Source organism: Maribacter aquimaris (assembly GCF_014596745.1).
GTDB lineage: Bacteria > Bacteroidota > Bacteroidia > Flavobacteriales > Flavobacteriaceae > Maribacter_A > Maribacter_A aquimaris.
The window spans coordinates 176,389-202,440 of sequence record NZ_JABTCF010000011.1 but is presented as its reverse complement, the minus strand read 5'-3'; the positions used below and the strand labels follow the sequence as shown (position 1 = coordinate 202,440).

The window sequence follows — 26,052 nt, the reverse complement described above, 5'->3', positions numbered from 1 at the left end:
ACCTTGTACTTCAAATTTCGTATGGTTTTCTTTTTCGTTACCGTTACCCCCTTGGGTACCAAGTTTTTTTTCTTCGTCGGTATTCAGACCTACAAGGAGGTCTCCTTCGTCGACAACACCTTGCAGGTCTTGTTTCTTCTCGTTTGCGATTACATGTCGGTTAGGGTTCTTATCCTTCGGGAGACCTGCAAGGTTTCCAGAACCTTGTAGATCCGATTTCGTATGGTTCTCTTTTTTTATACCGTTATCCCTTTGGGTGCCAGGTCTTTTTTCTTCGTCGGTATTCAGACCTACAAGGAGGTCTCCTTCGTCGACAACACCTTGCAGGTCTTGTTTTTTCCCGTTTGCGATTTCATGTCGGTTAGGGTTCTTATCCTCTGGGTGACCCGCAAGGTTTCCAGAACCTTGTAGGTCTGGTATTCCAACGGACTTGCCAAGTTTTTCGCGATGCACATATTCCATATTTTCTACATCTTCAAACAGCGCTAAGGTTTCTTCATGGTTTACCTTCAATATTTCTTTGCCTTCTTTCGTTATAAATAAATGATAGGAAGAAAATCCAAAAGTGCTAAAATCTTTAGAAACACCATGATTTTGGGGATTTAGATGGATATATACGATTAAGTTTCTTAGATAATTTTCATCATTGATTAAAATTCGTTTAAAATGTTTTTCAAACAGACTTCCTGTTCTTCCTTCCCGCTTATTAAAGGCTTTGGCATAGGCATTGAAAAGATTGGAAAATGCTTGTGTTACCGACTTTTCATCAGATAATGTCCGAATCGCCAAATGATAATGATTTCCCAAAAGACAATACGCCAATACCGCTACTTTTTCGGATAAATACTTATTGGCTAATTCTAGAAAATACCGTTTGTTTTCTTCATTATTAAAAATAGCTTCTCCATTTATACCTCTATTATAAATATGGTAATACCTATCTTTTTCAAGCTTTTCCAGATTCATCCTTGACTTTTTCTATTTGTGTGGAATATATAACCAAATATGATAGTACAACTTATCTAATTTATTTCAGACCTACAAGGTTTTCAAAACCTTGAAGTTCTAGGGAGGTGTTCAGGACTATTGTTCCTTAATTCATAAAGTTCCATATCCAAAGGGGCTTCACCAGGTGGGGTATGCTCTTGTAGTAGCGTTTTCTGCCAAGTAAAACCGTTGTTTCTTGCAACTTTTACGCTTCCCATATTGGTTTTATGGACAATAATCTGTAGGGTGGTTAAGCCTAAATGGTCAAAGGCATATGTCGATAACCCCTTTACGGATTTCGTAATATAACCCTTTCCTTCATGTTGATAACCAATGCAATAGGCTAATTCAGCCTGTTTTTTATTCCAATCGGTATTTTTGATATAAACGAGTCCGATAATTGTGCGATGCTCCTTTTCCGTGAGTTTAAAAAGGAACTCTTGGTTAGCGGAATACTGTTTTACTTTTTTGGATACGAAAATAGCAGCGATGTCTGGGGTTGAATTTTGCTCCAAGGTTTTTGGGAAATAGCGTTTAAGACGCTCAGCATTTGATATGACGAAATCACAGAGTTTCCAAGCGTCTTTTTCTTGAATGGGTTCTATATTATACGTACCGAAATTAAGAAGCATTAAACCTACTGGGATTTATTATTGGACTGGACTCTTATATTCCTTTACGGCATCAATAAATGCTTTTGCGTTTTCTAACGGAATATTAGGTAAGATACCATGCCCAAGGTTGGCAATGTATTTGTCCTTACCAAATTCATTGATCATTTGGGTAACCATCTTTTTGATTTCAGAAGGAGGGGATAATAATCTAGCCGGATCGAAATTACCTTGGAGGGTAATATTACCTCCCGTTAAATAACGGGCATTTTTTGGGGAGCAGGTCCAGTCAACACCTAATGCTGCAGCACCTGATTGAGCCATATCGTTAAGAGCGAACCAGCAGCCTTTACCAAAGACAATGACCGGAGCCTCATCTTTTAATGCATCGATAATCTGTTGGATGTATTTCCAAGAAAATTCTTGGTAGTCGGTAGGGGAAAGCATGCCTCCCCACGAATCGAAAACCTGCACCGCATTTACACCGGCTTTAACCTTTGCCTTTAAATAGGCGATGGTAGTATCGGTTATTTTTTGCAGAAGCTGATGGGCGGCAAGAGGTTGTGTAAAACAAAATTCCTTGGCCTTATCAAAAGTCTTACTGCCTTGTCCTTGTACACAATAGCAAAGTATGGTCCATGGGGAACCGGCAAAACCTATCAAGGGAACCTCGTTGTTCAACTTTTCCTTTGTCATGGTAATGGCCTCCATTACATAATTAAGCGTCTCATGAACGTCTGGGACAATTACGTTGTCCACCGCTTTTTGGGTTTGTACAGGATTTGGTAAATAAGGTCCAAAATTGGGTTTCATCTGCACTTCGATGTTCATCGCTTGTGGGATGACCAAAATATCGCTGAACAAGATCGCGGCATCCATACCGAACCTTCGAATAGGTTGTACGGTTATCTCAGATGCCAATTCGGGTGTTTGGCATCGGGTAAAGAAATCGTATTTTTTCCGAATTTCAATAAATTCAGGTAGGTAACGTCCTGCTTGGCGCATCATCCAAACGGGAGGTCTATCAACAGTTTCACCTTTTAAAGCTCTTAGGAATAAGTCGTTTTTCATAAGTATCTTTTTGCTTTAAGCTATAGGTTATTAGCTTTTGGGCGTTTTTATTTTCGTAATTAGACTATTGGTCATTTTTTCTTCCTTAGTAATTGAGACTAGGATAGGTTCTAAATTCTCAGGTGCTATTAAACACAGTTCTTTGAAAATTAGCAGGTGGGTTTCAATTTCAAAAAGGGAGCCTATTGCTATTTCTAGAAAGCGTTTAAATTCAATTTCACTATTTCTACTACAACCTTCAGCAATATTTGAAGGAACAGAAACCGCAGCTCTGGTAATTTGAGCCCTTAGACCGAATTTCTCTTCATTGGGCAAGTTTTCATATAGAATATAAATTTGTTTTACCAATTCAATTCCGTTTTTCCAGATGTCAAGTTTCCTAAAATCCCTCATATAGTATTTTGTACTATTGGCTTACAGCCAAAGGCTAAATTCTACTTATTATAACCCTCATTTACCAAATCAATAACACTTTCAACGCTGGGTATTTTGGCAACATAAACCTCAGAAAAATGTTCCCTGGCTTTTTTTGCAGTGCTTTCACCAATGCAATAGGCTTTTTTATCAGCCTTGTTCAGCTCTAAAAAGCTTTCAACGGTTGAGGGACTGAAAAAGAGTATGCCCTTTACGTTTTTGGGTACTTCAACAGGGGTGTGTTTGGTTTTGTAGGCTTCAATTTCATTGACGGTAATACCATTGTCGGCCAAAATTGTGGGAAGATCATCCAAGCGTAGGTTGCTACAGAAATAGGTAACTTCGATCCCCTCCAAATGGTCCACCAGGTAGTCTGCCAATTTCTTGGCATTTTTCTCAAAATGTTTCACTTTTCCTATGCGGCTCTCAATCAATCGTCTAGTACGGCGTCCAACACAATAAATGTTTTCGAATTGAAAATCGTTGGCACTCACATTGGTCAATAAGGCTTCAACGGCATTTTGACTTGTAATGATCACATTTTGCATTTTGGCCTTCAAAATTTTGGCCGGAATACGGTTCGGACTCGTTTTAATAAAATCTTCCGAATCTACCTCAAGGTCATTTTTAAATAAAAATCGCTGATCTTGCGTTAATTTTTTCGTGGAGAATATTTCAATACTATCTGTATCTCGCTGTATTTCGCCCATCAGGTTCTTGCCGCCCCGACTTAAGATACTATTGGCACAATCGCGTCCTAGGTTTTCATGTTTCCCAAGGGGAGCCGTGAATTCCCCCTCCAATTTTTTCGTACCATCTACAGATAACAATACGCCTTTAAAGGTAACCTCATCCTCATTGTTGATATAGGCCAAGGCTCCTATTGGGGCGCTACATCCACCTTCAAGGAGTCTAAGGAACTCACGTTCCAGTTGGGTACAAATGGCGGTAGGTTCATGATTCAGTTCGGCACAGGCTTCACGGACAAACTCGTCATTTTCTAATGCCACCACCATAATAGCACCTTGTGCGGGCGCAGGTAGCATCCAAGTGAGTCCAATAGTGTGTTCATGTTCCAATCCAATCCGATCTAAACCGGCTGCTGCGAAAATAGCTCCGTTCCAATCATTGTCCATTAATTTTTGCATACGGCTATTCACGTTACCGCGTATGTCCACGACTGTATGGGTCGGGTATCTGTTCAGCCATTGTGCTTTCCTTCTTAGACTCCCGGTAGCTATAACGGCATCCCTACTCCCAAGAAATTCCTCATTGTCTTTAAAGGCAAGAATATCCAGATAATTGGCTCTTTTCAATACCGCTGCCTGTACAATACCTTTTGGTAAGGCTGTGGGTACATCTTTCATGGAGTGTACCGCAATGTCGATATCACCATTAAGCATGGCTATATCCAGGGTCTTGGTAAAAATACCTGTGATCCCCATTTCATAAAGGGGCTTGTTCAGCACCAAATCCCCTGTGGATTTTACAGGGACAAGTTTGGTTTGGTGACCTAGAGCTTCTAGATTTTTTTTAACGGTATTCGCCTGCCATAGTGCCAATTCACTATCGCGGGTGCCTATTCTAATAATTTTACTCATTGGGAATTTATTTCTAACTGAAAGACTTTTTGGATCAGCTCAAGACTATCGTCGGCATCCCCATTGGCATCCTTTAAATGATTTGCAAACTGTTTTGTTATTTTTTGAATGATACGGTCAGAAATAACATCGGCCTGTTCGGTGTTGAAATTGGAAAGCTTTTTCGATTGGTAATCGAGCTCTTCCTCTTTCATGGTATTCAATCTATTTTTTAACGCCTTGATTACAGGAGCGAATTTTCGGGTTTCCAACCATTGTATGAACTCACGCTTAATTTCTTCAATGATGGTTTCCGCCTGCGGGATAAACTGTTTTCTACGTGCCAAGGTCTTATCCGTCATTTGGGATAAATGATCTAAATGGATCACCGTTACATGTTCCAATTCAGCGACATCATCTGAAACATTTTTGGGTATAGACAGATCAAGAATCAACAAGGGTTTCTTTGTATAGATCAAATCCTTTGAAATTGTGGGCGATTGCGCGCCTGTGGCGACTACCAAAACATCGGTATTTCGTATTTCGGTCTGTAAATCACCATGGTCTTTAACCACCAAATTGAATTTACCCGCAATTTTCTCGGCTTTGGTCTTTGTTCGGTTGATCAAGGTTATTTTCGAGTTCTGGGTATGTTTGATGAGGTTTTCACAAGTGTTCCTTCCAATTTTCCCAGTACCAAAAAGTAGTACACTCTTGTTGGAGATGTCCTCAACATTCTGAAGGATGTATTGTACTGACGCAAACGCTACAGAGGTGGCTCCCGAGGAGAGCTCAGTTTCATTTTTGATACGTTTACTTGCCTGGATCACGGAATTGGTAAGTCTTTCAATAAACGGATTGGCAATATCATGCCTCTTGGAACGGTTGAAACTTTGCCGTAATTGGCTTATGATTTCAAAATCACCCAAAATTTGACTGTCCAAACCAGTACCTACACGAAACAAATGGGAAATGGCATCGTTGTTCTTATACACATAGGCCACTTCTTGAAACTCTTCAATAGTACCCTGGGTATTGTCGCAAAGTAATTTGATCAACTGAAAAGGATGTTGGGCAAACCCATGTAATTCCGTACGGTTACAGGTAGAAGTAACCAATAACCCATCTAGTCCCTGTTCTTTGGCTTGTGTCAATAGGTTTTCCATAGCAGCTTCATCGAGGCTGAATTTACCACGAATATGCGCATCGGCCTTTTTATAGTTTAGGCCTATCGTATAGAATGAATTGTGTTTTGATATGTGGTACTCCTTCATAAATCTGTTCGAACGGGCACAAAATTAAAGGCATCATTCAAATAAATATAACGCTAGAGGAACAATTAGTATCGAAATTCGGGATTTTAATCCTAATTCGTTGTAAATTGCCGTTAAACCATGATTTTATAGGGAATACGGTGATTGACCCTATTATTATTTAGATTTATTCTAAATAAAAAAGAAAAATATTTATAGTATGGAAAAAGAAAATGTCGCTCAAGGATCCTACACCGAAGTGTTGATCGAAGATGGTTTTTATGTATTGAAGGTTCAGAATGATTCTCTTGTAAAACAGCGGGTTATTCGTGAGATCGATAGTACTTTTATCCAATTTCATTTTTGTTTGAAAGGACATGCAAAATTCATTTTTAATGAAGGCATGTATGCGCTTGAGGTGTCCGAGGAAAATTCCTTATTGTTGTACAACACCCAGGTCGACCTACCGATGAATATGGAAATGGCACCCAATTCCTGGATTGTATCCGTAGTAATGACCATTCGTAAGTTCCATTCCCTATTTTCAAATGAGGCGGATTATATCCCTTTTTTAAGTAATGAGAACAAAGAGAAAAAGTATTACGCCCAAGAGGAAGTTTCCCCGGCCATTGCCGTGGTGTTGAGTCAGATCATGAATTATAACCTGCATCCGTCGATAAAGGAATTGTATATCATGGGGAAGGTCTATGAATTGATTTCGCTCTATTTTAATAAAAGTACCGATGCCGATTTGGAACAATGTCCGTTTTTGGTCGATGAGGACAATGTGAAACGAATTCGTCAGGCCAAGGAAATCATGATCGCCCAAATGGCCGAACCGCCTTCTTTACCCGAACTGGCCCAACAAATAGGGTTAAGTCTAAAAAAATTGAAGGAAGGTTTTAAACAGATTTATGGGGATTCTGTATATAGTTTCCTGTTTGATTATAAAATGGAACACGCCCGTAGGTTATTGGAATTGGGTCAAAATAATGTCAATGAGGTCGGAATGAAGGTAGGCTATAGTACATCGAGTCATTTTATTGCGGCTTTCAAGAAAAAATATGGGACCACACCCAAGAAATATGTGATGTCATTATCGAAATCGTAATGAAAACCCCAAGAGGTTTCACGCTGCTGCAGATTTGAACGTTTTAGACCGGTCAGTCGGTTATAGGGTAAGGGACATAAGCATTGATGGGATATAGACAAGTGATATATGACCTATAATATCGGGGAAAAACACAACTTGTGACTTTAAGGCTTTATAAAAGTCCATGAAGAGACCAATGGGTATGTTTCCCTGGCCGTATATGTGTGGTCATTCGATCCTGGCCACCATAATCCCTGTATTCTTCCCTATTTTTTTGAGGTAATCGACCAAGGGCAGTTCGGAAATTTTCACCTCACCTGATGAGGAGGCATGCAAAAGGTGGATCCGACCATCCTTTTCCCTGGATGCAATTCCGGTATGGGTAATATCAAGGCCTTTGATCGATGTGGTCAAGGCAATTATATCACCCGATTGGATCATAAGTTCATTGGCCTCAATTTCTTCCTGGGGTAAAATACATAGGGCTTGGTTGTTCAAGAAGTTTTCGGATTCCTTGATTTTTTGAAAATTCACGTCATCTTTTAAAAAGGGATATAGATTCCTATGGGTACTCATGAAATTGATATCCTTAGTAATTTCCATTCCTCCGATTTCAGTGGTAATATCCCTGATCAGTCCTTTTTGCCCATTATTGGCGATCCATTCCGAAAAATAGTGAAGGCGTGATGCATACCCATCGAGCTTTCCATCCTTATACCGAATAGTTTCAAGGTTCTTGGTAAAGGATTCAAAATCGGTCTTTCCTTCTTTTAGCATCAAGGTAAAAGCCAATACATTTTCAACGAAGGTCGTACAATCGAGTCCATGAAAATTGACCACAAGGGTTTCCGTATCCCCAACCTCCAAGGTTTTGGCCACATATTCCGTGCCTAGGAAGGTTTTACCCACCGCGACCATAGTTTGTCCTAGATCTTTTTCAAGCAGGCCATCAATCTCGATGATCTTATCCTCAAAAGCCGCTTTGTCTTGAAGGGAACAGGTGATTTGTTGGGCAATCCCATTGGTAATCGTTACCAAGGTTAGGAGTAAAAAACAATATATGGCTTTTTGCATGTTCTTGAGGTTAGATAACAAAAATAGCAAAAAGGATGCCATTAACCTTCGTTTTCCAAGGCTTCCGTTTGGTTCAGGTAAACTCGGGTGTGCGCAAGGCTCTCCGGGTAATTTTGTTGAAGGAAACCAATCAGTTTTTCGCGGACGAGTACACGAAGATCCCAAGCCATTGAAGAATCCTTGGCACTCATCATGGCCCGCAACTCAACGTAATTGGCCTTTGAATCTGTAATCTGTACGTTGTTGGCCGCTCCGTCCCATAGCTCGGACGATTCCAGGATTCGTGTCAATTCCTTTCGAAGGGCATCAACGGGCACATTGTAATTAGTATAAAGAAAAACCGTTCCAAGGATGTCCGATGAGGTCTTTGTCCAGTTTTGAAAGGAATTTTCAATAAAAAAGGTCGAAGGTACCACCAATCTTCGTTTGTCCCATATTGCGATAACGACATAGGTCAGCGTAATCTCCTCGATTCGGCCCCATTCGCCATCGACGATAACCACATCATCGATTTTAATGGGTTGTGTAATGGCAATCTGTATGCCGGCTAAAATGGTACCGATCATTTTTTGGGCCGAAAAACCGATGATGATTCCCGCGACCCCGGCCGAAGCAAAAATACTCACCCCGATTTCACGGATACCTTCAAAGCTCATTAGAGCGATGCCTATGGCAAGAATGATAATGACAAAAACCACAATCCGTTCCAAGATGTTGAACTGTGTCCTTATTTTACGGGCCTTTAGGTTGTCCGATGTATGGATGTCATATTTTTCAACGACCCTATTCTTAATGATTTTGATAATATTCAAGATCAACCAAGTCGCACCGAAAATGAACATAAGGGTACTGGTTTTCCTAAATCCGTAGGCGTAATCATGAAGCCCTAGTACATCACGAAGGGATTCCATACGTACAAGGAATGAAAATAGAATAACGAATAAAGGAAAGGTTACTTTTTTAAAAGCGTGCCTTGGAATAATATAATCCGGGTTTTTACCAAACCTTCGCAGAAGTTGAACAAGAGTGAAATATACCGCGAGAATTAGGAAAAACGCAATAATCACATAAAGCAGTGATGGGTTGGCGGAATTTTTCAAAATAGAATCTAACATTATCCTGTATTTAAGGGTTGCTCATCAAAACTTAATGAAATTGACCCCAAAAGATGTTAAATCCATGTGAAAAATAGATTTTCCCCATAGTCACATAAGAAACTTATGGCAAGAGAATGGGTTTAGTTTTTTTACAAGGCCTATTTTTGTTCCGTTCTTATTGATTGTCTTCAATATTTTTCTTCCTAAGACGAGTTTAAACCGTTCGGTTTTTTGGAAGTTTGGGAAAGGGACATAGAAGCAAATCGGGGGTTTCTCCCGCTAAAAAAGCAATGTATGAAAGGAGTTTTATTGGTGAACCTAGGGTCTCCGGATAGCCCTACAGCAAAGGATGTGAAACCTTATTTGGATGAATTCTTGATGGACGAACGTGTGATTGACGTTCCCAATTGGTTACGCAACATCATCGTTCGCGGGATAATCTTGCAAACACGGCCTAAAAAATCAGCGGAAGCCTATAAAAAGATATGGTGGGAAGAAGGTTCCCCCTTAATCGTTATTTCTGAGCGCTTTTCGGAAAAAGTGAAGCAGCACGTTGAAATTCCTGTGGCCTTGGGTATGCGGTATGGTAGCATCACGATAAAAAATGCACTTCAGGAATTGAACGATAAGGGGGTCGATGAGGTATTGCTCGTGCCTTTGTACCCACAATATGCCATGTCTTCCTTTGAGACCGTTGTGGTAAAAACCATGGAGGAACAAGAAAAATATTTTCCGAAAATGCATTTGACAACGTTACCTGCATTTTATAAGAATGACGATTATATTAAGGTTTTGTCCGAAAGTATAGCTGAAGGGTTAAAGGATTTTGAATATGACCACGTGTTGTTTTCTTATCATGGTATTCCTGAACGGCATATTCGAAAATCGGACCCTACAAAATTCCACTGTAAGATCGATGGAAAATGCTGTACCACCAATTCCGTGGCCCATAACACCTGTTATCGGCATCAATGTTACGATACCACGAGAAGGGTTACCGAATATTTAGGGTTGCATCGGGATAAATTCAGTGTCTCATTCCAATCACGATTGCCCAATGATCCATGGTTAAAGCCTTTTACCGATTTTGAGTTTGAACGTTTGGCCAAAGAGGGTAAAAAACGATTGGTAGTCGTAACCCCGGCTTTTGTAGCGGATTGTCTCGAAACTTTGGAAGAAATCGCAATGGAAGGAAAACACCAGTTTGAAGAAGCGGGAGGAGAGGACTATAAGCACATAGGATGTTTGAATGATAGTGATGACTGGGTAAAGGTTATGGCCGGTTGGATTAATAATTGGCAGAACACGGGGGCTTTGCCTGTATAATAAATGACCTGTAGGAAGGGGTCGCATAACAGATGGACTTTATGTAATTCTGATGACGGCCCTGTTTCCAATCGTCAATAAATAATTGTATGGTGTAGACCTACAAGGAATGCCCAAGCCTCTCTAACACCTTATGGGTCTTAAAAAATATTTGAGTAAACGATGGCAAAAGTAACATCAGACCAACTTGGTACAGAATCCATAGGAAAACTGCTTGTAAGACAAGCGGTACCAGCTTCCATAGGTATTTTGGTCATGTCCCTGAACGTTTTGGTTGATTCCATCTTTGTGGGTAATTGGATCGGTTCCATCGCCATTGCCGCAATCAATGTGGTCTTACCCGTATCTTTCTTTATCGGTGCCTTGGGAATGGCCATCGGTATCGGGGGATCTAGTATTATTTCCCGGGCCTTGGGTGGCGATGATAAGGAAAAAGCCCTACAGACTTTCGGGAACCAGATTACCCTGACCCTTTTGGTCACTACCATTATGGTCACGCTTGGTTTGGTGTTTGTTGATGGACTAATTCCCGCGTTTGGCGGTAAGGGCGCCATTTTTGACCCTGCCAAAGTGTACTATATCATCGTGGTTTGCGGAGTGCCTTTTCTAGCCTTATGTATGATGGGCAATACGGTTATTCGGGCCGAAGGGAAACCTAAATTCGCCATGATCGCCATGATTATCCCATCAGTGGGTAATTTAATAATGGATTATTTTTTCATCAATGTTTTTGATTGGGGAATGGCAGGTGCCGCTTGGGCGACTTCCATAGGGTATGTGCTTTGTTTTGCCTATGTGTTGTACTTTTTTGTTTCCAAAAATTCGGAACTCAAGGTCAATTGGAGCCATTTAAGATTGAAATCCCATATCCTAAAGGAAATTGGTTCCTTGGGTTTTGTTACCCTATCGAGACAAGCCGTAGTGAGTGTTATCTACTTGTTGATGAACAATATTCTATTCGATTTGGGTGGTGAGGCCATGGTAGCGGTCTATGCCATCGTGGGTCGCATGCTCATGTTTGCCCTTTTTCCCGTATTTGGGGTTACCCAAGGCTTTTTACCCATTGCAGGCTATAATTATGGCGCCCATAGATATGAACGGGTCAAGGAATCGATATTTACGGCCATTAAATATGCGGCCCTTATGGCAACGCTGGTTTTTGTCGGACTCATGGTTTTCCCTGCCGAAATTGCTTCCTTGTTTTTGAGTAGTAAACCCGACATGTCCGCTTTTGAATTGGCTACCAATGCCTTTGTTTTGGAGCATGCCCCTTCCGCCATGCGATTGGTTTTTGCAGCGACCCCGATTATTGCCCTGCAATTGATCGGTGCGGCATATTTTCAGGCCATTGGCAAGGCGGTACCTGCCTTATTGCTGACATTGACCCGACAAGGGTTCTTTTTTATACCGTTAATATTGATATTACCTAATTATTTAGGTGAATTTGGGGTGTGGGTTGCCTTTCCGATATCCGATGTCCTTGCTACATTGGTCACAGGTTTTTATTTAAGGCGCGAAGTGAAAAGGGATCTGGATAGGTAACCAACATTCTCGATTTAAGTTGTTATTTTTAAAGTCTAAATTATTCCAACCCATGAAGAAGTACCACGTTCCACTTTTAAGCATTTTTCTATTCGTTATCGGATGTAAAGAAGAACAAACCCAGAAAACCCAAACCCTTTTTGTGGGCACTTATACCGAAAATGGTAGCGAAGGTATCTATAGTTATCATTTCGATGCCAATACAGGGGAACTTAGTCATAAGAAATTGGCTGCAGAGGTAGGAAACCCATCCTTTGTGAAGGTTTCACCAAATAAGAAGTATCTATATGCCGTTGAAGAAACCGATAGGTATGAAAATTCCAGTGGAGGGGTTGCCGCTTTTCGTATTGATGGGGATAGCTTGGTAAAAATCAATTCCAATGCCACGGTTGGGGCACATCCCTGTCATATCGGATTATCTAAAGATGGTCGTTTTTTAGCGGCCTCAAGTTATACGGGCGGTAGTCTTACGATTTTTGGATTGGATGATGATGGCGCACTACGTCCCAGTCCCCAATTCATCGACCATAAGGTGTTGGACACCCTTAAAACCTCGCATGTGCATTCAGCCCAATTTACTGAAGACGGACTCTTTGTTGCCGATTTAGGACTCGATGCCATTAAGCGCTACCAATGGGTAGGGAATGAATTTGTTCCTGCAGATCAGCCTTCATTGGATATGGTACCTAAGGCCGGGCCCAGACATTTTTCCTTTGGGCAAGACGGTCAATACCTTTACGTAATCAGTGAGTTGAATTCGACGATTACGGTCCTCCATAGAAATGAAAAAGGGAACTATGGAGAAGTTGAATCCCTTTCAACCTTGGCCAAGGATTTTTCAGGGGAAAGTTTTTGTGCGGATATCCATCTATCAAGTGATGGACAATTTCTTTATGGTTCCAATCGCGGGGAGAATACCATCGTGATTTTTAAAGTGGACCAAACCACCGGCAAACTTAGTTTGGTAGGCAGGGAAAGTGTAAAGGGCGATTGGCCCCGTAATTTTAGGTTGGATCCAAGTGGCAATTATCTTTTGGTCGCCAACCAACGCAGTAACAATATAACTGTTTTTAAGAGGGATATAACTGCTGGAACCTTAAGTTTTCTTCATGAATACGAATTGCCGAGTCCCGTTTGTTTGGAGTTTTTGGAGTAGAATAGGATTTAATGCGTTCAAAAGATTAATTTGATTGAGGAATCCTCAATGGAATTTTATTTATTCCTTACTTTTAGTCTTCACGAACCAGAACCTTCTAAAAAATGAAAAACCACTACACCTGGGCGAGCATTCTTATGCTGGCCTTTTTCCTATTTCCAACAGTAAATTCAGCCCAAAGAAAAAAGAAGTCAGCTACCACAACCCCTGAATATCCTGAAGAACTATACTCAAGTCTGGACTACCGTTTGATCGGGCCATTCCGTGGAGGGCGTTCTGCTGCGGTGACCGGCGTTCCTGGAGAGCCCAACCTTTTCTACTTTGGGGCCACTGGGGGTGGTGTTTGGAAAACCACGGATGGTGGCCGAAGCTGGGACAATATCTCCGATGGTTATTTTGGGGGTAGTATCGGTGCCGTGGAAGTGGCCAAAAGCGACCCCAATGTCATTTATGTAGGGGGTGGTGAAAAAACATTGCGAGGGAATGTGTCTTCCGGTTACGGTGTTTGGAAAACCGAGGATGCCGGCAAAACATGGACCTCGGCCGGATTGAAAAATAGTCGGCATGTGCCCAGAATACGCATACATCCTACAGATTACAATACAGTGTATGCTGCCGTTCTTGGGAATATTTACAAGCCTACCCAAGATAGGGGTATCTATAAAAGTACCGATGGGGGTAAAACCTGGGTAAAAAAATTATTTGTCAATGATCAAGCAGGTGCTGTTGACTTGACTTTCGACCCCAATAATCCGCGTATATTGTATGCATCCACTTGGCGGGCAAAAAGAACCCCATATAGTTTAAGCAGTGGTGGTGATGGTTCCGCCCTTTGGAAAAGTAACGATAGTGGCGAAACCTGGAAAGAAATCTCTAAAAATGAAGGTTTCCCAAAAGATACCTTGGGCATTATAGGAGTAACGGTCTCTCCCAAAAATTCCGATCGGGTTTGGGCCATCGTGGAGAATAAGGAAAAAGGTGGGTTATACCGCTCTGATGATGGAGGTGAAAAATGGACGCAGGTAAATAGTGAACGTAAATTAAGGCAAAGGGCTTGGTACTATACCCGTGTTTATGCCGATACTGAGGATGCGGATGTGGTGTATGTACTCAATGTAAATTACCATAAATCGACTGATGGGGGTAAAACCTTCAAAACTTTTAACGCTCCCCATGGCGATCACCATGATCTTTGGATAGCGCCCGAAAATGGCCAACGTATGATCATTGGCGATGATGGAGGGGCACAGATTTCCTATGATGGGGGCGAAACATGGAGTACGTATTACAACCAGCCCACTGCCCAATTTTATAGGGTTACGACGGATAATTCTTTTCCGTATCGCATTTATGCGGCCCAACAGGATAATTCTACCATACGGATCAAACATCGCAGTGATGGGCGAAGTATCACCGATGACGATTGGGAAGAAACTGCTGGAGGGGAGTCTGCCACGATAGCCGTAGACCCATTGAACAACGATATTGTGTATGGTGGAAGTTATGATGGTTTCCTAACCCGCGTAAACCATGCGAGGAAGACTGCACGGGGTATCAATGTTTGGCCAGATAACCCTATGGGTCATGGTGCAGAGGGAATGAAATACCGTTTTCAATGGAATTTCCCAATCATGTTCAGTAAACACAATCCTAAAAAGTTATATGCATTTTCGAACCATGTTCATGTCACTGAAAATGAAGGCCAAAGTTGGAAATTGTTAAGCGGTGACCTTACGAGAAATGATCCTACCAAATTGGTTTCCAGTGGAGGACCTATTACACAGGACAATACCAGTGTTGAATATTACTGTACCATCTTTGCGGCGAATGAAAGTCCGTTAAAAGAAGGTTTGTTATGGGTAGGTAGTGATGACGGACTGGTCCATATTTCCAAGGACGGTGGCGTCAGTTGGGAGAATGTAACCCCATCAAATATGCCTGAATGGAACATGATCAATAGTATTGAGCCATCTGCTTTTGATGAGGGTACGTGTTATGTGGCGGCAACGAGATACAAATTGGGCGATTTTCAACCCTACCTATACAAAACCACGGATTATGGTAAAACTTGGATAAAAATAACGAATGGTATAAATAATGAGCATTTTACACGTGTTGTTCGTGAAGACCCTAAACGCAAGGGGTTGTTATATGCAGGTACGGAAACCGGTATGTACATTTCCTTCGATGATGGGGCCAGATGGACACCCTTCCAAATGAATTTACCCATAGTACCGATTACCGATTTAACCATTAAGGATGATAATCTAATCGTAGCTACCCAAGGCCGTAGTTTGTGGATCATTGATGATCTTACGGTTTTACACCAACTGGATGCCGGTAAGAAAAGTTCGAACTCAATTTTATATAAACCCAAAGATTCCTATAGAACCAAGGGTAAAACATTAAAAACGCCATCAAAGACCGAGGGGGCCAATCACCCGAATGGGGTTATTACCCATTTTTATTTGAAGGATCTTACTGAGAAAGATAGCATCAGTCTAACATTTACTTCAATGGACGGGGATACCTTGGCAACCTATAGTAATTCGGCAAAGGAGAAAGACAAAAAACTGGAGGTTGAAAAGGGAGGTAATACCTTTGTTTGGGACACCCGGGGCAAAGGGGCCAAGAAACTGGAAGGAATGATTCTTTGGTGGGCCAGTTTAGAGGGGGCCAAGGCCGTGCCCGGTGAGTATAAAGTACATTTGAACGTGAATGGGGTATCCTCCTCGGAAACCTTTAAGATACTTCCTGATCCTAGGGCTGAGGTTTCGGTAGACGCTATGCAAAAGCAGTTCGATTTTATAACCGATATCAATACGACGATTGAAAAAGCACATCAATCCATTGAAAAAATAAGGAAGATCACCAAACAATTGGATGCGTTTACAAAGCAGTATAAAGACAATGAACAAACCAAGGATTTGGTGGTGAAAGCCAAAAAAATGAAAGAAAGTCTAGCAACCGTAGAAAAAGCTTTATATCAGACAAAAAACAGGAGTGGACAAGACCCCCTCAATTTCCCTATTCGCTTGAATAATAAATTGGGCCATTTGAACAGTCTGGTATCGATTGATGATTTTCCACCAACCGACCAGGATGTTGCTGTGAAGAATGAATTGACCGCCCAGATCAATAAAGAGCTTAAAACATATAATGCCGTTGTAGACAAAGAGCTTAAGGAATTCAATGCAGCATTCAATGCGTTAAAATTGAATTATCTTTTTGTTGAGGATTGATATGGTTGTTTTTTGATTTTCGGTCAATCAACAAATGTTGAATTAACATTAAAACTGTCAGGTCGAGCGTAGTCGAGACCTCTTTAAAATAAAGTAACTGAAATGAAGCGTGTCCATTTTATTTTCAACACCCTGTGCATTCTTACAAGTGTGTGCTTTGGTACAAGGGTAATGCATGCCCAAAAATCCGAGCGGCCAAATGTCATTATAATCGTAACCGATGATCAAGGGTATGGTGATTTGGGTTATACCGGAAATCCACATGTAAAATCACCCAATATCGATGCTTTCGCCGAGGAAAGTATCCGTTTCAATGATTTTTATGTTTCACCGGTCTGTGCCCCGACCAGGGCCAGTCTAATGACGGGGAGATATTCCTTGAGAACAGGGGTACGTGATACCTATAATGGCGGTGCGATTATGGCTTCCAATGAAGTGACCATTGCAGAACTATTGAAACAAGTAGATTACAAAACGGGAATCTTCGGTAAGTGGCATTTAGGGGATAATTATCCGTCCCGACCTATGGATCAAGGTTTTGATGAGTCGTTGATCCATCTTTCTGGAGGTATGGGCCAAGTGGGTGATTTCACGACGTTTTTTCAAGGAAACCGCAGTTATTTTGACCCTGTACTCTGGCATAATGGCAAACAAGAAGCTTATGAGGGTTATTGCAGTGATATTTTTGCTAGTGAGGCGATAGATTTTATTGAAAAGAACCATCAACAGCCCTTTTTCTGCTATTTAGCCTTTAATGCTCCCCATACACCTTTACAGGTCCCTGACAAGTATTATCAACAGTATCGGGATATTGACCCGTCCTCTGGATTTGAAGACGACCCAAGGCCCTTTGTTGAAATGAGCGAACGCGATAAGGAAGATGCCCGTAAGGTTTATGCTATGGTTTCCAATATTGACGATAATATTGGAAAGCTCCTACGAAAGCTTGAAGAGTTGAATATTGCGGATAATACCCTCGTAATTTTTATGACGGATAATGGCCCCCAACAAATTAGATATGTTGCAGGTATGCGGGGAAGAAAAGGAAGTGTGTATAGAGGGGGCGTACGGGTTCCTTTCTACCTGAGATATCCGGATAAATGGAAAGGAGATAAAAATATTGAGGCTACAACGGCCCATATCGATGTGCTTCCAACGATTTCAGAACTCTGTAAGGTAAAAATTCCTGAAGACCGAAAAATCGATGGAAAGAGCTTGATACCACTTATAGAACAAAAGAAAGTCCAAAGTAAAGATCGGTCCTTGTTTTTTTATTGGACGAGGCGATACCCTGTACTATATCAAAATATGGCGCTGCAACGAGGGCCATATAAATTGGTGGGACATACGGACTATAATGCCCAAATCGAGGATTTTGAACTCTTCAATATCAAGGATGACCCTTATGAACAGCATAATTTAATTCAGGATAAAAAGGAATTGGCAGAATCACTTAAAACCGATTTGGACGGTATGTTCAATGAATTGATGGCATCTGAAAATATCTTGAATCAACCCAAGATCCTTATCGGTAGTGAACATGAAAACCCTGTTTTTTTGAATAGAAATGATGCAGGCGGGGAAAGGGGTATTTGGGACCAAGAGGAAATTTATGGAAAATGGGATGTATCCATAGCGGAAGGAAGTTACAATATCAAATTTAGGTTTGTAAAACCAGTCCCTAAAGGAGGAACTATGTTCCTAGAAACGAAAGGTAGGATCGATCAGCTGAAAAATGAGATCGATAACACTGAATATATAGAAATGACCAATGTGCAATTGCCTAAGATGGATTGCGATTTAATTCCATTTTATGCGGTAGGAAATAAAAAAATATTCCCATTTTGGGTCGAAATTCAAAAGGTTGACCAAGACCAATAACACTTCAATACATGAAAAAGTTACTTTTAATAGTACTAACACTTAGCACGACACTTGGAATTGCCCAAAAGGCGGAAGAGTATTTTAAACCTTTGAAATATCGAAATATCGGGCCCTTTCGTGGCGGTAGGTCGGTTACGGCAACAGGTGTTGTAGGTGACCCCTTAACCTATTATATGGGTACGACTGGTGGTGGTCTATGGAAAACCACCGATGCAGGGCAACAATGGGACAATATTTCCGATGGATTTTTCGAAATGGGTTCCGTAGGTGCGGTAGCCGTGTCGGCTTCCAACCCCAATATTGTTTATTGTGGTATGGGGGAACATGCCCCAAGGGGGGTTATGACCTCCTATGGTGATGGGGTATTTAAATCGACCGATGCAGGGAAGACATGGACAGAATTGGGATTGCAGGCAACCCAACATATTGCCCGGATTGTAATTCACCCTACAAATCCAGACATTGTTTATGTGGCGGCCCAAGGAGCACTCTATGGTCCTAATAAGGAGCGAGGGATATATAAGTCCGTTGACGGGGGAAAGACTTGGAAAAACACCTTGTTCGTCAATGAATTAACAGGGTGTTCAGAACTGTCTATGGATGCCAACTATCCTGAAATTATGTACGCCACCATGTGGCACCATCAGCGTAAACCCAATATCGTGATCAGCGGAGGTGAAGGCAGTGGTGTGTATAAATCCATGAATGGTGGGGAAAGTTGGTCGAAAATCGAAAAAGGCTTACCCGAGGAAAAAGGTAAAATGGCAATTTCTGTTAGTCCAGCCAATTCTAATAAAGTGTATGCGCTTATCGAAAGTGATTCCAATGAGGATAAAGGCGGGTTGTTCGTTTCCAATAATGCCGGTGAAAGCTGGGGTAGGGTTAGTGGTGATAATCGATTGACCCAACGGGCTTGGTATTATACCGAAGTGTTTACGGATCCCAACGATGAGAATACCGTTTATGTTTTGAGTGCTCCGGCCTTGCGATCAATAGACGGTGGTAAGTCTTGGGAGACCTTATCGGGTACACATGGCGATTATCATGACCTATGGATCAATCCGAATAACTCAAAAAACATGGTCATTGCCAATGATGGTGGGGCTGCAATCAGTTTTAATTATGGCAAAACATGGTCCACACAAGATAATATGCCAACAGCCCAATTTTATAGAATAAGCGTTGATAATCTGTTCCCCTATAATATTTATGCCGGACAGCAAGACAACACCTCTGTGAAAATCGCTAGTCTTTCTTTGGGAAGAAGGGGCATTACAGAGCAGGATTGGACCTATGCTGCGGGTGGGGAGAGTGCATTTTTAGCCTTTGACCCCAATAATCCACGCTATGTTCTAGGCGGAAGTTATTTGGGAACCATTGAGGCATTGGATATGGAATCCAAAGCTTCTACCCAGATTATGGCAGCGCCTATCCAGTATTTGGGAAGGGAAGCAAGAAATATGAAATACCTGTATAATTGGAATGCACCGATTATAAGATCACAACATGAACCCAATACCTTTTACCATTGTGCCCAATTGGTACTTCGTACACGTGATATGGGTGTTACTTGGGAGGAAATGTCCCCAGATCTTACGCGCAATATAGATGACAAACAAGGCAATGGTGGAGGCCCTTATACCAATGAGGCCGTAGGTGCCGAGAATTATGGGACCATAGCTTATATGATAGAATCTCCCCATGAAAAAGGGGTGTTTTGGACCGGCAGTGATGATGGTTTTGTACAGGTAACAAGGAATAATGGGGTTTCTTGGCAGAATGTTACCCCAAAGGGCTTAAAAGAGTGCTTGGTGAATGCTATTGAAGTTTCGCCCCACGATCCAGCTACGGCCTATATTGCTACCACTCGGTATAAATTCAATGATTATAATCCAGCTATCTATAAAACAACGGATTACGGTAAAAGTTGGACGGATATCAGTACAGGGATACCTTATGGTGCCTTTACTAGGGTAGTAAGGGAAGATGCTGTTCGTAAAGGGTTGCTTTATGCAGGGACAGAGAAAGGAATGTACGTATCTTGGAATGATGGTAAATCATGGGAGGCCTTGCAATTGAATTTACCAAAAACGCCCATCACCGATTTAAAAGTGCATCAAGGGAATCTAATTGTGGCTACTTCTGGGCGGGCCTTTTGGATCTTGGATGATTTGAATGTCTTACAACAACATCAATCTTCAAAAAACGGATTGAAATTGCTTCAACCCAGTGATGCCTTGAACGGGTATTGGGGAAGTCCAATGAGTCGTAATACCACAAAATTTAAAGGTACCGATGCTTTTAATGGGGTAAATCCCGCCAATGGCATGGTCATCTATTATGAGCTTCCAAAATTGGCAGATAGCACCCATATTTCTATGGATATTTTTGATGCCCAGAATCGATTGGTACGTAGCTTTAGTTCCAAAAAGGACGAAAATGCAATTACCTATAATGGGGGCGGACCTTCTGCGGATCCTATAATGGATAAAAAGGAGGGATTGAACCGTTTTGTTTGGAATATGCAATACCCTTCCCTTCCAGGAATACCGGACGTATATATTGAGGCCGGATTTAGGGGGCATAAGGCATCACCAGGTAAGTACACTTTAAAATTGAATATGGGTGATGAGGTCGTCTCAACCGTGGGGAATATCATAGAAATGCCTACTTATGAAACAAAAGAGGGTCAGTATAAGGAGTATGATGAAATCATGACCGAAATGGAGCAGAAATTGACCGTCATGCACAATACATTGAATGGTCTTTATAAAACCCAACAACAATTGAAGTCCGTCTTAAAAAGCTTGAAGAATGAAACCTTAAAAAATGAAGGACAAGGACTACTTGATGCATTGGATGCTTGGGATAAAAAAATGATTCAAAGAAAGTCCAAAGCTTATGATGATGTTGAAAATTTTCCCAATAAATTTACAGCGGAGTACTTATTTTTGATCGATGCCACCAATAGTGGTATTCCAAGGGTGAATCAATCTTCAATAACGCGTAAAGCTGAACTTGATGCACAATGGAAGGTATTGGACAAAGAAGCGGAACAACTTATAAAAACGCGTATTCCGGAATTCAATAAAAAGCTTTGGGATTCTGGTATAGGAGCAATACAAATAGAATAACAAATGGAATATTACAATTATATAAAAGCGTTGCATCTGATATTTGTGGTAACCTGGTTTGCAGGGCTGTTCTATATTCCCCGTTTGTTCATATATCATATCGAAGCATCAAAAAAACCATCCCCGGATAAGGAGATCCTGACCGATCAGTTGAAATTGATGACCAAGCGTTTATGGAAAATCATTACATGGCCATCGGCAATATTGTGTACTGTTTTTGCTGTTTGGCTACTGGTTTTACAGCCGATTTGGTTGCAGCAACCTTGGATGCATGTGAAATTGCTTTTTGTGGTACTTTTGATACTCTATCATTTAAAATGCCACCAGATATATAAGCAATTACAGCGAGATGAAGTAAAATATACCTCTCGGTTTATGCGTATATGGAATGAGGGCGCTACCCTGATATTGTTTGCCGTGGTTTTCTTGGTCATCTTAAAAAGTGCCTTCAACTGGATTTTCGGAGTCATCGGTATTATGGTGCTGGGTATTTTGCTGATGTTGGGTATTCGTCTTTATCGACGCATTCAGCAGAAAAATCCAAGGGCGTAGTCCAAAGTCCATTGGAATATGCGTTAAAGACTGATGGTCGATTTCTATACGATGGTTTTGAAAAGTGGCCAAACCCTCCTGTTTCATTGGGACTGATAATGGCTTGATATTTGCTATCTTTATGGACAAATTACAGCGACTTGGTTAGAAATATCTCCCTACGTTCAAGAATATTCGCCACCATGATTTTATTGGTGCTGATTGCATCTATATTAATTTCTGGGGTAACCATCTATCAATATCGCCAAACCTTAAAGGATTATCATGCGCACCGCTTGGAACGGAAGGAAGAACAGGTAAAACAGAGTGTTCGGTACACGCTTCAAAAAACGACATATCCACTTACTACGGAAAATCTACATCTTATTTTTAAGGATGAAATCTATCAAATTGCCGATGTGCTGAATGCACCTTTCAATATCTATGATTTGGAAGGTCAATTGATAAAAAGCTCGAGGCCTCGTTTTGAAATTGACCCGCAATCCAATTGCTTGGATACCGAGGTGCTCAATAACCTGGCAATGAGTGTTACGCGGCGGTATTTGGAAAAGAATTCTGCCGCTGGGGATAAGTATCAAGCATCGTACACCTATATCAACGACAATAAATTTAAACCTATTGGTATATTAAACCTACCGTATTATGAGAACAATGCCCTAAACGACATGGAATTGCGTGATTCGTTGATTCGATTGGGATGGGTGTACTTTTTAATGCTATTGATTGCCATAGGGTTGGCCTACTTTATCACTAAATATATTACACGGTCCCTTCATACGGTCTCTGATATGATGTTCAAGACCGATCTGACCAAGCGTAATAAGAAAATCATTATTGATGACTCAGGTACCGAGATCGGGAAATTGGTGGCCGCTTACAATGCCATGATCGATGAACTGGAGCTCAGCGCGGTAAAATTGGCGAGAGGCGAGCGCGAGCAAGCTTGGCGGGAAATGGCCAAGCAAGTAGCCCATGAAATCAAGAATCCATTGACGCCTATGCGGTTGAGTGTTCAAAGTTTTGAACGTAAATTTGATCCTTCCGACCCCGATATTAAAAAGAAAGTCGCGGAGTATTCGAATACACTGATACAGCAAATTGATACCATGAGTAGTATTGCCTCGGCTTTTTCCAATTTTGCCAAAATGCCTGCCCAGCAGAATGAAACTTTGGAAGTTGTGAATATAGTTCGTTTGGCATTGGATATTTTCAACGAACCCTATATACACTTTATTTGTGATGAAAAGGAAATCATTGCCAAATTTGATAGGACCCAACTCATCAGGGTGGTCACTAATCTGGTAAAGAACGCTACCCAAGCACTGGTCAACCAACCATCACCCAAGATCTTGGTAACAGTGGCTTCTGAAGGGGAGAACGTAAAGATTTCTGTAGCGGACAACGGTATTGGGATCGCCGATGATATGACCGATAAGATTTTTGAACCAAAATTCACAACCAAGTCCAGCGGTATGGGACTCGGATTAGGCATGGTTAAGAATATAGTGGAAACTTATAGCGGTAACATAACCGTTACATCCCGGCCTGGGAAAGGAACCGTTTTTACCGTAATCTTCCCTAAAAACCAAATTCCAAAGAATCAATAGAAACAACATTCATATGGAGTATCAGAACATTTTGGTGAATATCGAAGGCAGTACGGCTACGATCACCATTAATCGTCCCAACAAATTAAATGCCCTCAATAAGAATACCATAAAAGACCTACATGGGGCTTTCAAAAAACTTGAAAAGAACAAGAAAGTGCGGGTTATCATTATCACGGGAAGCGGGGAAAAGGCTTTCGTCGCTGGTGCGGATATCGCCGAGTTTTCGGGTTTTTCAAAAAAGGAGGGAAAAAAATTGGCTACCAAGGGGCAGGAAATTCTTTTTGATTTTGTCGAGAACCTTTCCAAACCCGTTATTGCCGCCGTAAATGGTTTTGCATTGGGGGGTGGACTCGAATTGGCGATGGCCTGTCATTTTAGGGTGGCTAGTGAAAACGCTAAGATGGGCCTTCCAGAGGTGTCATTGGGAGTCATTCCCGGCTATGGGGGCACCCAGCGTTTGCCTCGTTTGGTGGGTAAGGGAAGGGCCATGGAAATGATCATGACCGCAGGCATGATCGACGCCCAGAGGGCTTTGGATTACGGGTTGGTCAACCATGTGGTGCCACAAGAAGGACTTATGGGGCTTTGCATGCAATTGGCTGACAGGATATCGAATAATTCCCCTGTTGCCATTGGTTACGCAATAAAAGCGATAAATGATTGTTTTAACAATAATGTAAATGGATATGCCACGGAAAAAGAGGCCTTTGGTGAATGCTTTGGTACAGCCGACTTTAAGGAAGGTACCAGTGCGTTTTTAGAAAAGCGAAAAGCTGATTTCCCCGGTAAATGAAAATCCTAAAAATCCTACTCATGAATTTTCGAAAATACACATCCCTATTCATTCTTTTTATAGCTTCCTGTACGGTTGTGGCCCAGGAAATCCCCCTCGATTTTTCAATCGGCGAGAAATATAACGACAGGTATAAATATTCAAACCTTTTGACCATCTCCAATGATGGTAAAGGAGGTACGTTCCTGGTAAGATCCTATTATACTGGGGTAATCCTAAAACCAAAAGGATATTTGATAGAACATTACGATGCCAATATGCAGTTGATCAATGAGTATAATTATAAACTCAAGAATGCAAATTTGGTAGACGGTTATGTGGCCAATGGACAGATTTATCTGATTTTCCTTGATTATGATTATAATACTTTGGCTTATGAATATTCGGTGCACCGCAGTCCGCTTTCGGAGATGAATTTTACGAAGGAAACGTTGTTGACCGTTCAATCTCAGGAAGTATCCAATCCCCTGGATAAAAATTATTATAACCGAAATTTCTCTTCCGGGTTTACCACCTCTGTTTTGTTCAATGACAAAAAGAATGCCTTTGTGATCAGTACCCATTTTAAAAAGGGAAAGACCAATAAACATTTTATTTACTTGTTCAATGCCAGCTTGCAAAAAGTGGTTGAACATGATTTCTCCGCTGAGGTAGAGGAAAAGAATTACGCTTTTGAGAATGTCGCTTTTTCAAAGGATTTGCAAGAAGCCTATATCATAGGCAAGGCTTATTTTAAGAAGAAAAGGTTTTTGGCCAAAGATCGCAGGTTTCAATATGAATTGATAAAGGTGTCCCACAGTGGTGCCCAGACGCAAACATTTGATGGACCTGGAAAATTTTCAGAAGCCTTGATTCCGGTGATGAAGGGCGATGAATTGCTTTGTGTTGGTTTTTATGCCAATAGGAAGGATAACAGATACAATGGTTTGGCTTATTTCAATATTAATCCAAATACATTGGAGGTAAACACGACGAAATATAGTCCGTTTTCCGAACAGTTTATGGTCGATAAGTTTGGGCGCGAAGAGGATAAGGAAATCAAGGATTTGGTATTTAAAAATGTAAATGTGTCCAATGATGGTACAATCTATTTCAATGCTGAGGAATATTTTATAACCACAAGTGTTCAGGCAAATTCCAGCGGGGGCAGACTTAAGGTGACCCGATACCACCATAACGATATTGTAAGTGCCAAACTGAGTGCGGATGGCGATATGTTATGGGCGCGGAACATCAACAAGGCGGAGGTGACCCAGGGTGATGGTGCCTATGCCTCTTATAGTTCTTATACGAAAGATGGCAACACCTACTTTTTCATTAGTACGGCAGCGGAAAATCCGCAATTATTGCCAGGTGATCGATTACTTTTTAAACAGGGATTGAGCAGAAACAGGAATGTATTTGTCATTAAATTGGATACAGAGGGGCATATTAGTTATAAAAAACTTATTGATGATAAGGAAGCCCGTTTGCCATTAATGGTATCCAAACCCTTGTTTAATACCCAGGACAACCAAATTATCTTCTATGCCAAGAGAGGTAATAAAAAACAATTGGTAAGGGTGCTCATCAAGTAATCCGTGATCAGTAGCCATTAGCCATTAGCCAGTTGCCAGTGGTCAGTAAACAGTGA

19 protein-coding genes are annotated in these 26,052 nt (G+C 41.3%); 11 read left to right on the top strand and 8 right to left on the bottom strand.

What is annotated here, in order from left to right:
• From HPE56_RS16410 to hemA, 6 genes are all read right to left on the bottom strand, one after another.
• Nucleotides 1-966 (bottom strand): transposase (locus tag HPE56_RS16410; RefSeq protein ID WP_188244828.1); only part of this gene is annotated, 966 nt, incomplete at its 3' end.
• A gap of 83 nt (nucleotides 967-1,049) precedes the next feature.
• A complete protein-coding gene (locus HPE56_RS16405) occupies nucleotides 1,050-1,619 on the bottom strand; it encodes a GNAT family N-acetyltransferase (protein WP_188244827.1) in 570 nt (189 codons plus the stop codon).
• 18 nt (nucleotides 1,620-1,637) lie between these two features.
• Nucleotides 1,638-2,669, bottom strand: a complete 1,032-nt coding sequence (gene hemE, locus HPE56_RS16400) for a uroporphyrinogen decarboxylase (RefSeq protein WP_188244826.1) — start codon at nucleotides 2,667-2,669, stop codon at nucleotides 1,638-1,640.
• A 30-nt stretch (nucleotides 2,670-2,699) separates the two neighbouring features.
• Nucleotides 2,700-3,062, bottom strand: coding sequence for a four helix bundle protein (locus HPE56_RS16395; RefSeq protein ID WP_188244825.1), 363 nt, complete (start codon nucleotides 3,060-3,062; stop codon nucleotides 2,700-2,702).
• 41 nt (nucleotides 3,063-3,103) lie between these two features.
• Nucleotides 3,104-4,684 (bottom strand): hydroxymethylbilane synthase, encoded by a 1,581-nt coding sequence (hemC, locus tag HPE56_RS16390; RefSeq protein ID WP_188244824.1) that lies wholly within the window; start codon nucleotides 4,682-4,684, stop codon nucleotides 3,104-3,106.
• Entirely contained in the window at nucleotides 4,681-5,937 is a 1,257-nt protein-coding gene (hemA, locus tag HPE56_RS16385; protein WP_188244823.1) for a glutamyl-tRNA reductase, read from the bottom strand. Before hemA ends, hemC begins: the two co-directional genes overlap by 4 nt.
• A 199-nt stretch (nucleotides 5,938-6,136) precedes the next feature.
• On the opposite strand from hemA, the gene HPE56_RS16380 reads away from it, so the two are divergent.
• On the top strand, nucleotides 6,137-7,027 hold the full coding sequence (locus HPE56_RS16380; RefSeq protein WP_188244822.1) for an AraC family transcriptional regulator: 891 nt from the start codon (nucleotides 6,137-6,139) through the stop codon (nucleotides 7,025-7,027).
• A gap of 210 nt (nucleotides 7,028-7,237) precedes the next feature.
• Here the strand turns inward: HPE56_RS16380 and HPE56_RS16375 are convergent, their stop codons facing one another.
• On the bottom strand, nucleotides 7,238-8,083 hold the full coding sequence (locus HPE56_RS16375; RefSeq protein ID WP_188244821.1) for an N-acetylmuramoyl-L-alanine amidase-like domain-containing protein: 846 nt from the start codon (nucleotides 8,081-8,083) through the stop codon (nucleotides 7,238-7,240).
• Nucleotides 8,084-8,124: 41 nt separating this feature from the next.
• Nucleotides 8,125-9,198 carry a mechanosensitive ion channel family protein gene (locus HPE56_RS16370; protein ID WP_188244820.1) on the bottom strand — a complete coding sequence of 358 codons (1,074 nt, stop codon included), beginning with the start codon at nucleotides 9,196-9,198 and terminating at the stop codon, nucleotides 8,125-8,127.
• 276 nt (nucleotides 9,199-9,474) lie between these two features.
• Here HPE56_RS16370 and hemH point away from each other — a divergent pair, with 276 nt between their 5' ends.
• The 10 genes from hemH to HPE56_RS16320 all read left to right on the top strand — a co-directional run bounded on the left by hemH (nucleotide 9,475) and on the right by HPE56_RS16320 (nucleotide 25,996).
• On the top strand, nucleotides 9,475-10,506 hold the full coding sequence (gene hemH, locus HPE56_RS16365) for a ferrochelatase (protein ID WP_188244819.1): 1,032 nt from the start codon (nucleotides 9,475-9,477) through the stop codon (nucleotides 10,504-10,506).
• A 162-nt stretch (nucleotides 10,507-10,668) separates the two neighbouring features.
• On the top strand, nucleotides 10,669-12,048 hold the full coding sequence (locus HPE56_RS16360) for an MATE family efflux transporter (protein WP_188244818.1): 1,380 nt from the start codon (nucleotides 10,669-10,671) through the stop codon (nucleotides 12,046-12,048).
• 52 nt (nucleotides 12,049-12,100) lie between these two features.
• Nucleotides 12,101-13,204 (top strand): lactonase family protein, encoded by a 1,104-nt coding sequence (locus HPE56_RS16355; protein WP_188244817.1) that lies wholly within the window; start codon nucleotides 12,101-12,103, stop codon nucleotides 13,202-13,204.
• 104 nt (nucleotides 13,205-13,308) lie between these two features.
• On the top strand, nucleotides 13,309-16,446 hold the full coding sequence (locus tag HPE56_RS16350; protein WP_188244816.1) for a VPS10 domain-containing protein: 3,138 nt from the start codon (nucleotides 13,309-13,311) through the stop codon (nucleotides 16,444-16,446).
• Between the two features lie 102 nt (nucleotides 16,447-16,548).
• The gene (locus HPE56_RS16345) at nucleotides 16,549-18,327 is read left to right on the top strand and encodes an arylsulfatase (protein WP_188244815.1); all 1,779 of its coding nucleotides are present in this window, start codon (nucleotides 16,549-16,551) and stop codon (nucleotides 18,325-18,327) included.
• 11 nt (nucleotides 18,328-18,338) lie between these two features.
• Nucleotides 18,339-21,464: a WD40/YVTN/BNR-like repeat-containing protein gene (locus HPE56_RS16340; protein ID WP_188244814.1), complete on the top strand. Its 3,126-nt coding sequence runs from the start codon at nucleotides 18,339-18,341 to the stop codon at nucleotides 21,462-21,464.
• A gap of 3 nt (nucleotides 21,465-21,467) precedes the next feature.
• Entirely contained in the window at nucleotides 21,468-22,016 is a 549-nt protein-coding gene (locus tag HPE56_RS16335) for a CopD family protein (RefSeq protein WP_188244813.1), read from the top strand.
• Between the two features lie 182 nt (nucleotides 22,017-22,198).
• On the top strand, nucleotides 22,199-23,623 hold the full coding sequence (locus tag HPE56_RS16330; RefSeq protein WP_188244841.1) for a sensor histidine kinase: 1,425 nt from the start codon (nucleotides 22,199-22,201) through the stop codon (nucleotides 23,621-23,623).
• A gap of 13 nt (nucleotides 23,624-23,636) precedes the next feature.
• Nucleotides 23,637-24,419, top strand: a complete 783-nt coding sequence (locus HPE56_RS16325; protein ID WP_188244812.1) for an enoyl-CoA hydratase/isomerase family protein — start codon at nucleotides 23,637-23,639, stop codon at nucleotides 24,417-24,419.
• A gap of 20 nt (nucleotides 24,420-24,439) precedes the next feature.
• Nucleotides 24,440-25,996 carry a hypothetical protein gene (locus HPE56_RS16320; protein WP_188244811.1) on the top strand — a complete coding sequence of 519 codons (1,557 nt, stop codon included), beginning with the start codon at nucleotides 24,440-24,442 and terminating at the stop codon, nucleotides 25,994-25,996.
• The last annotated feature ends 56 nt before the right edge of the window (nucleotides 25,997-26,052 follow it).

Bases quoted from the DNA above. Each gene is read 5' to 3' on its own strand.
- HPE56_RS16380 (WP_188244822.1), top strand. From the start codon at position 6,137: ATGGAAAAAGAAAATGTCGCTCAAGGATCCTACACCGAAGTGTTGATC.
- HPE56_RS16360 (WP_188244818.1), top strand. From the start codon at position 10,669: ATGGCAAAAGTAACATCAGACCAACTTGGTACAGAATCCATAGGAAAA.
- HPE56_RS16345 (WP_188244815.1), top strand. From the start codon at position 16,549: ATGAAGCGTGTCCATTTTATTTTCAACACCCTGTGCATTCTTACAAGT.
- HPE56_RS16340 (WP_188244814.1), top strand. From the start codon at position 18,339: ATGAAAAAGTTACTTTTAATAGTACTAACACTTAGCACGACACTTGGA.
- HPE56_RS16325 (WP_188244812.1), top strand. From the start codon at position 23,637: ATGGAGTATCAGAACATTTTGGTGAATATCGAAGGCAGTACGGCTACG.
- HPE56_RS16375 (WP_188244821.1), bottom strand. From the start codon at position 8,083: ATGCAAAAAGCCATATATTGTTTTTTACTCCTAACCTTGGTAACGATT.
- HPE56_RS16405 (WP_188244827.1), bottom strand. From the start codon at position 1,619: ATGCTTCTTAATTTCGGTACGTATAATATAGAACCCATTCAAGAAAAA.
- HPE56_RS16370 (WP_188244820.1), bottom strand. From the start codon at position 9,198: ATGTTAGATTCTATTTTGAAAAATTCCGCCAACCCATCACTGCTTTAT.
- HPE56_RS16330 (WP_188244841.1), top strand. From the start codon at position 22,199: ATGATTTTATTGGTGCTGATTGCATCTATATTAATTTCTGGGGTAACC.
- hemE (WP_188244826.1), bottom strand. From the start codon at position 2,669: ATGAAAAACGACTTATTCCTAAGAGCTTTAAAAGGTGAAACTGTTGAT.
- HPE56_RS16355 (WP_188244817.1), top strand. From the start codon at position 12,101: ATGAAGAAGTACCACGTTCCACTTTTAAGCATTTTTCTATTCGTTATC.
- HPE56_RS16335 (WP_188244813.1), top strand. From the start codon at position 21,468: ATGGAATATTACAATTATATAAAAGCGTTGCATCTGATATTTGTGGTA.
- HPE56_RS16395 (WP_188244825.1), bottom strand. From the start codon at position 3,062: ATGAGGGATTTTAGGAAACTTGACATCTGGAAAAACGGAATTGAATTG.
- hemA (WP_188244823.1), bottom strand. From the start codon at position 5,937: ATGAAGGAGTACCACATATCAAAACACAATTCATTCTATACGATAGGC.
- hemC (WP_188244824.1), bottom strand. From the start codon at position 4,684: ATGAGTAAAATTATTAGAATAGGCACCCGCGATAGTGAATTGGCACTA.
- HPE56_RS16320 (WP_188244811.1), top strand. From the start codon at position 24,440: ATGAATTTTCGAAAATACACATCCCTATTCATTCTTTTTATAGCTTCC.
- HPE56_RS16350 (WP_188244816.1), top strand. From the start codon at position 13,309: ATGAAAAACCACTACACCTGGGCGAGCATTCTTATGCTGGCCTTTTTC.
- hemH (WP_188244819.1), top strand. From the start codon at position 9,475: ATGAAAGGAGTTTTATTGGTGAACCTAGGGTCTCCGGATAGCCCTACA.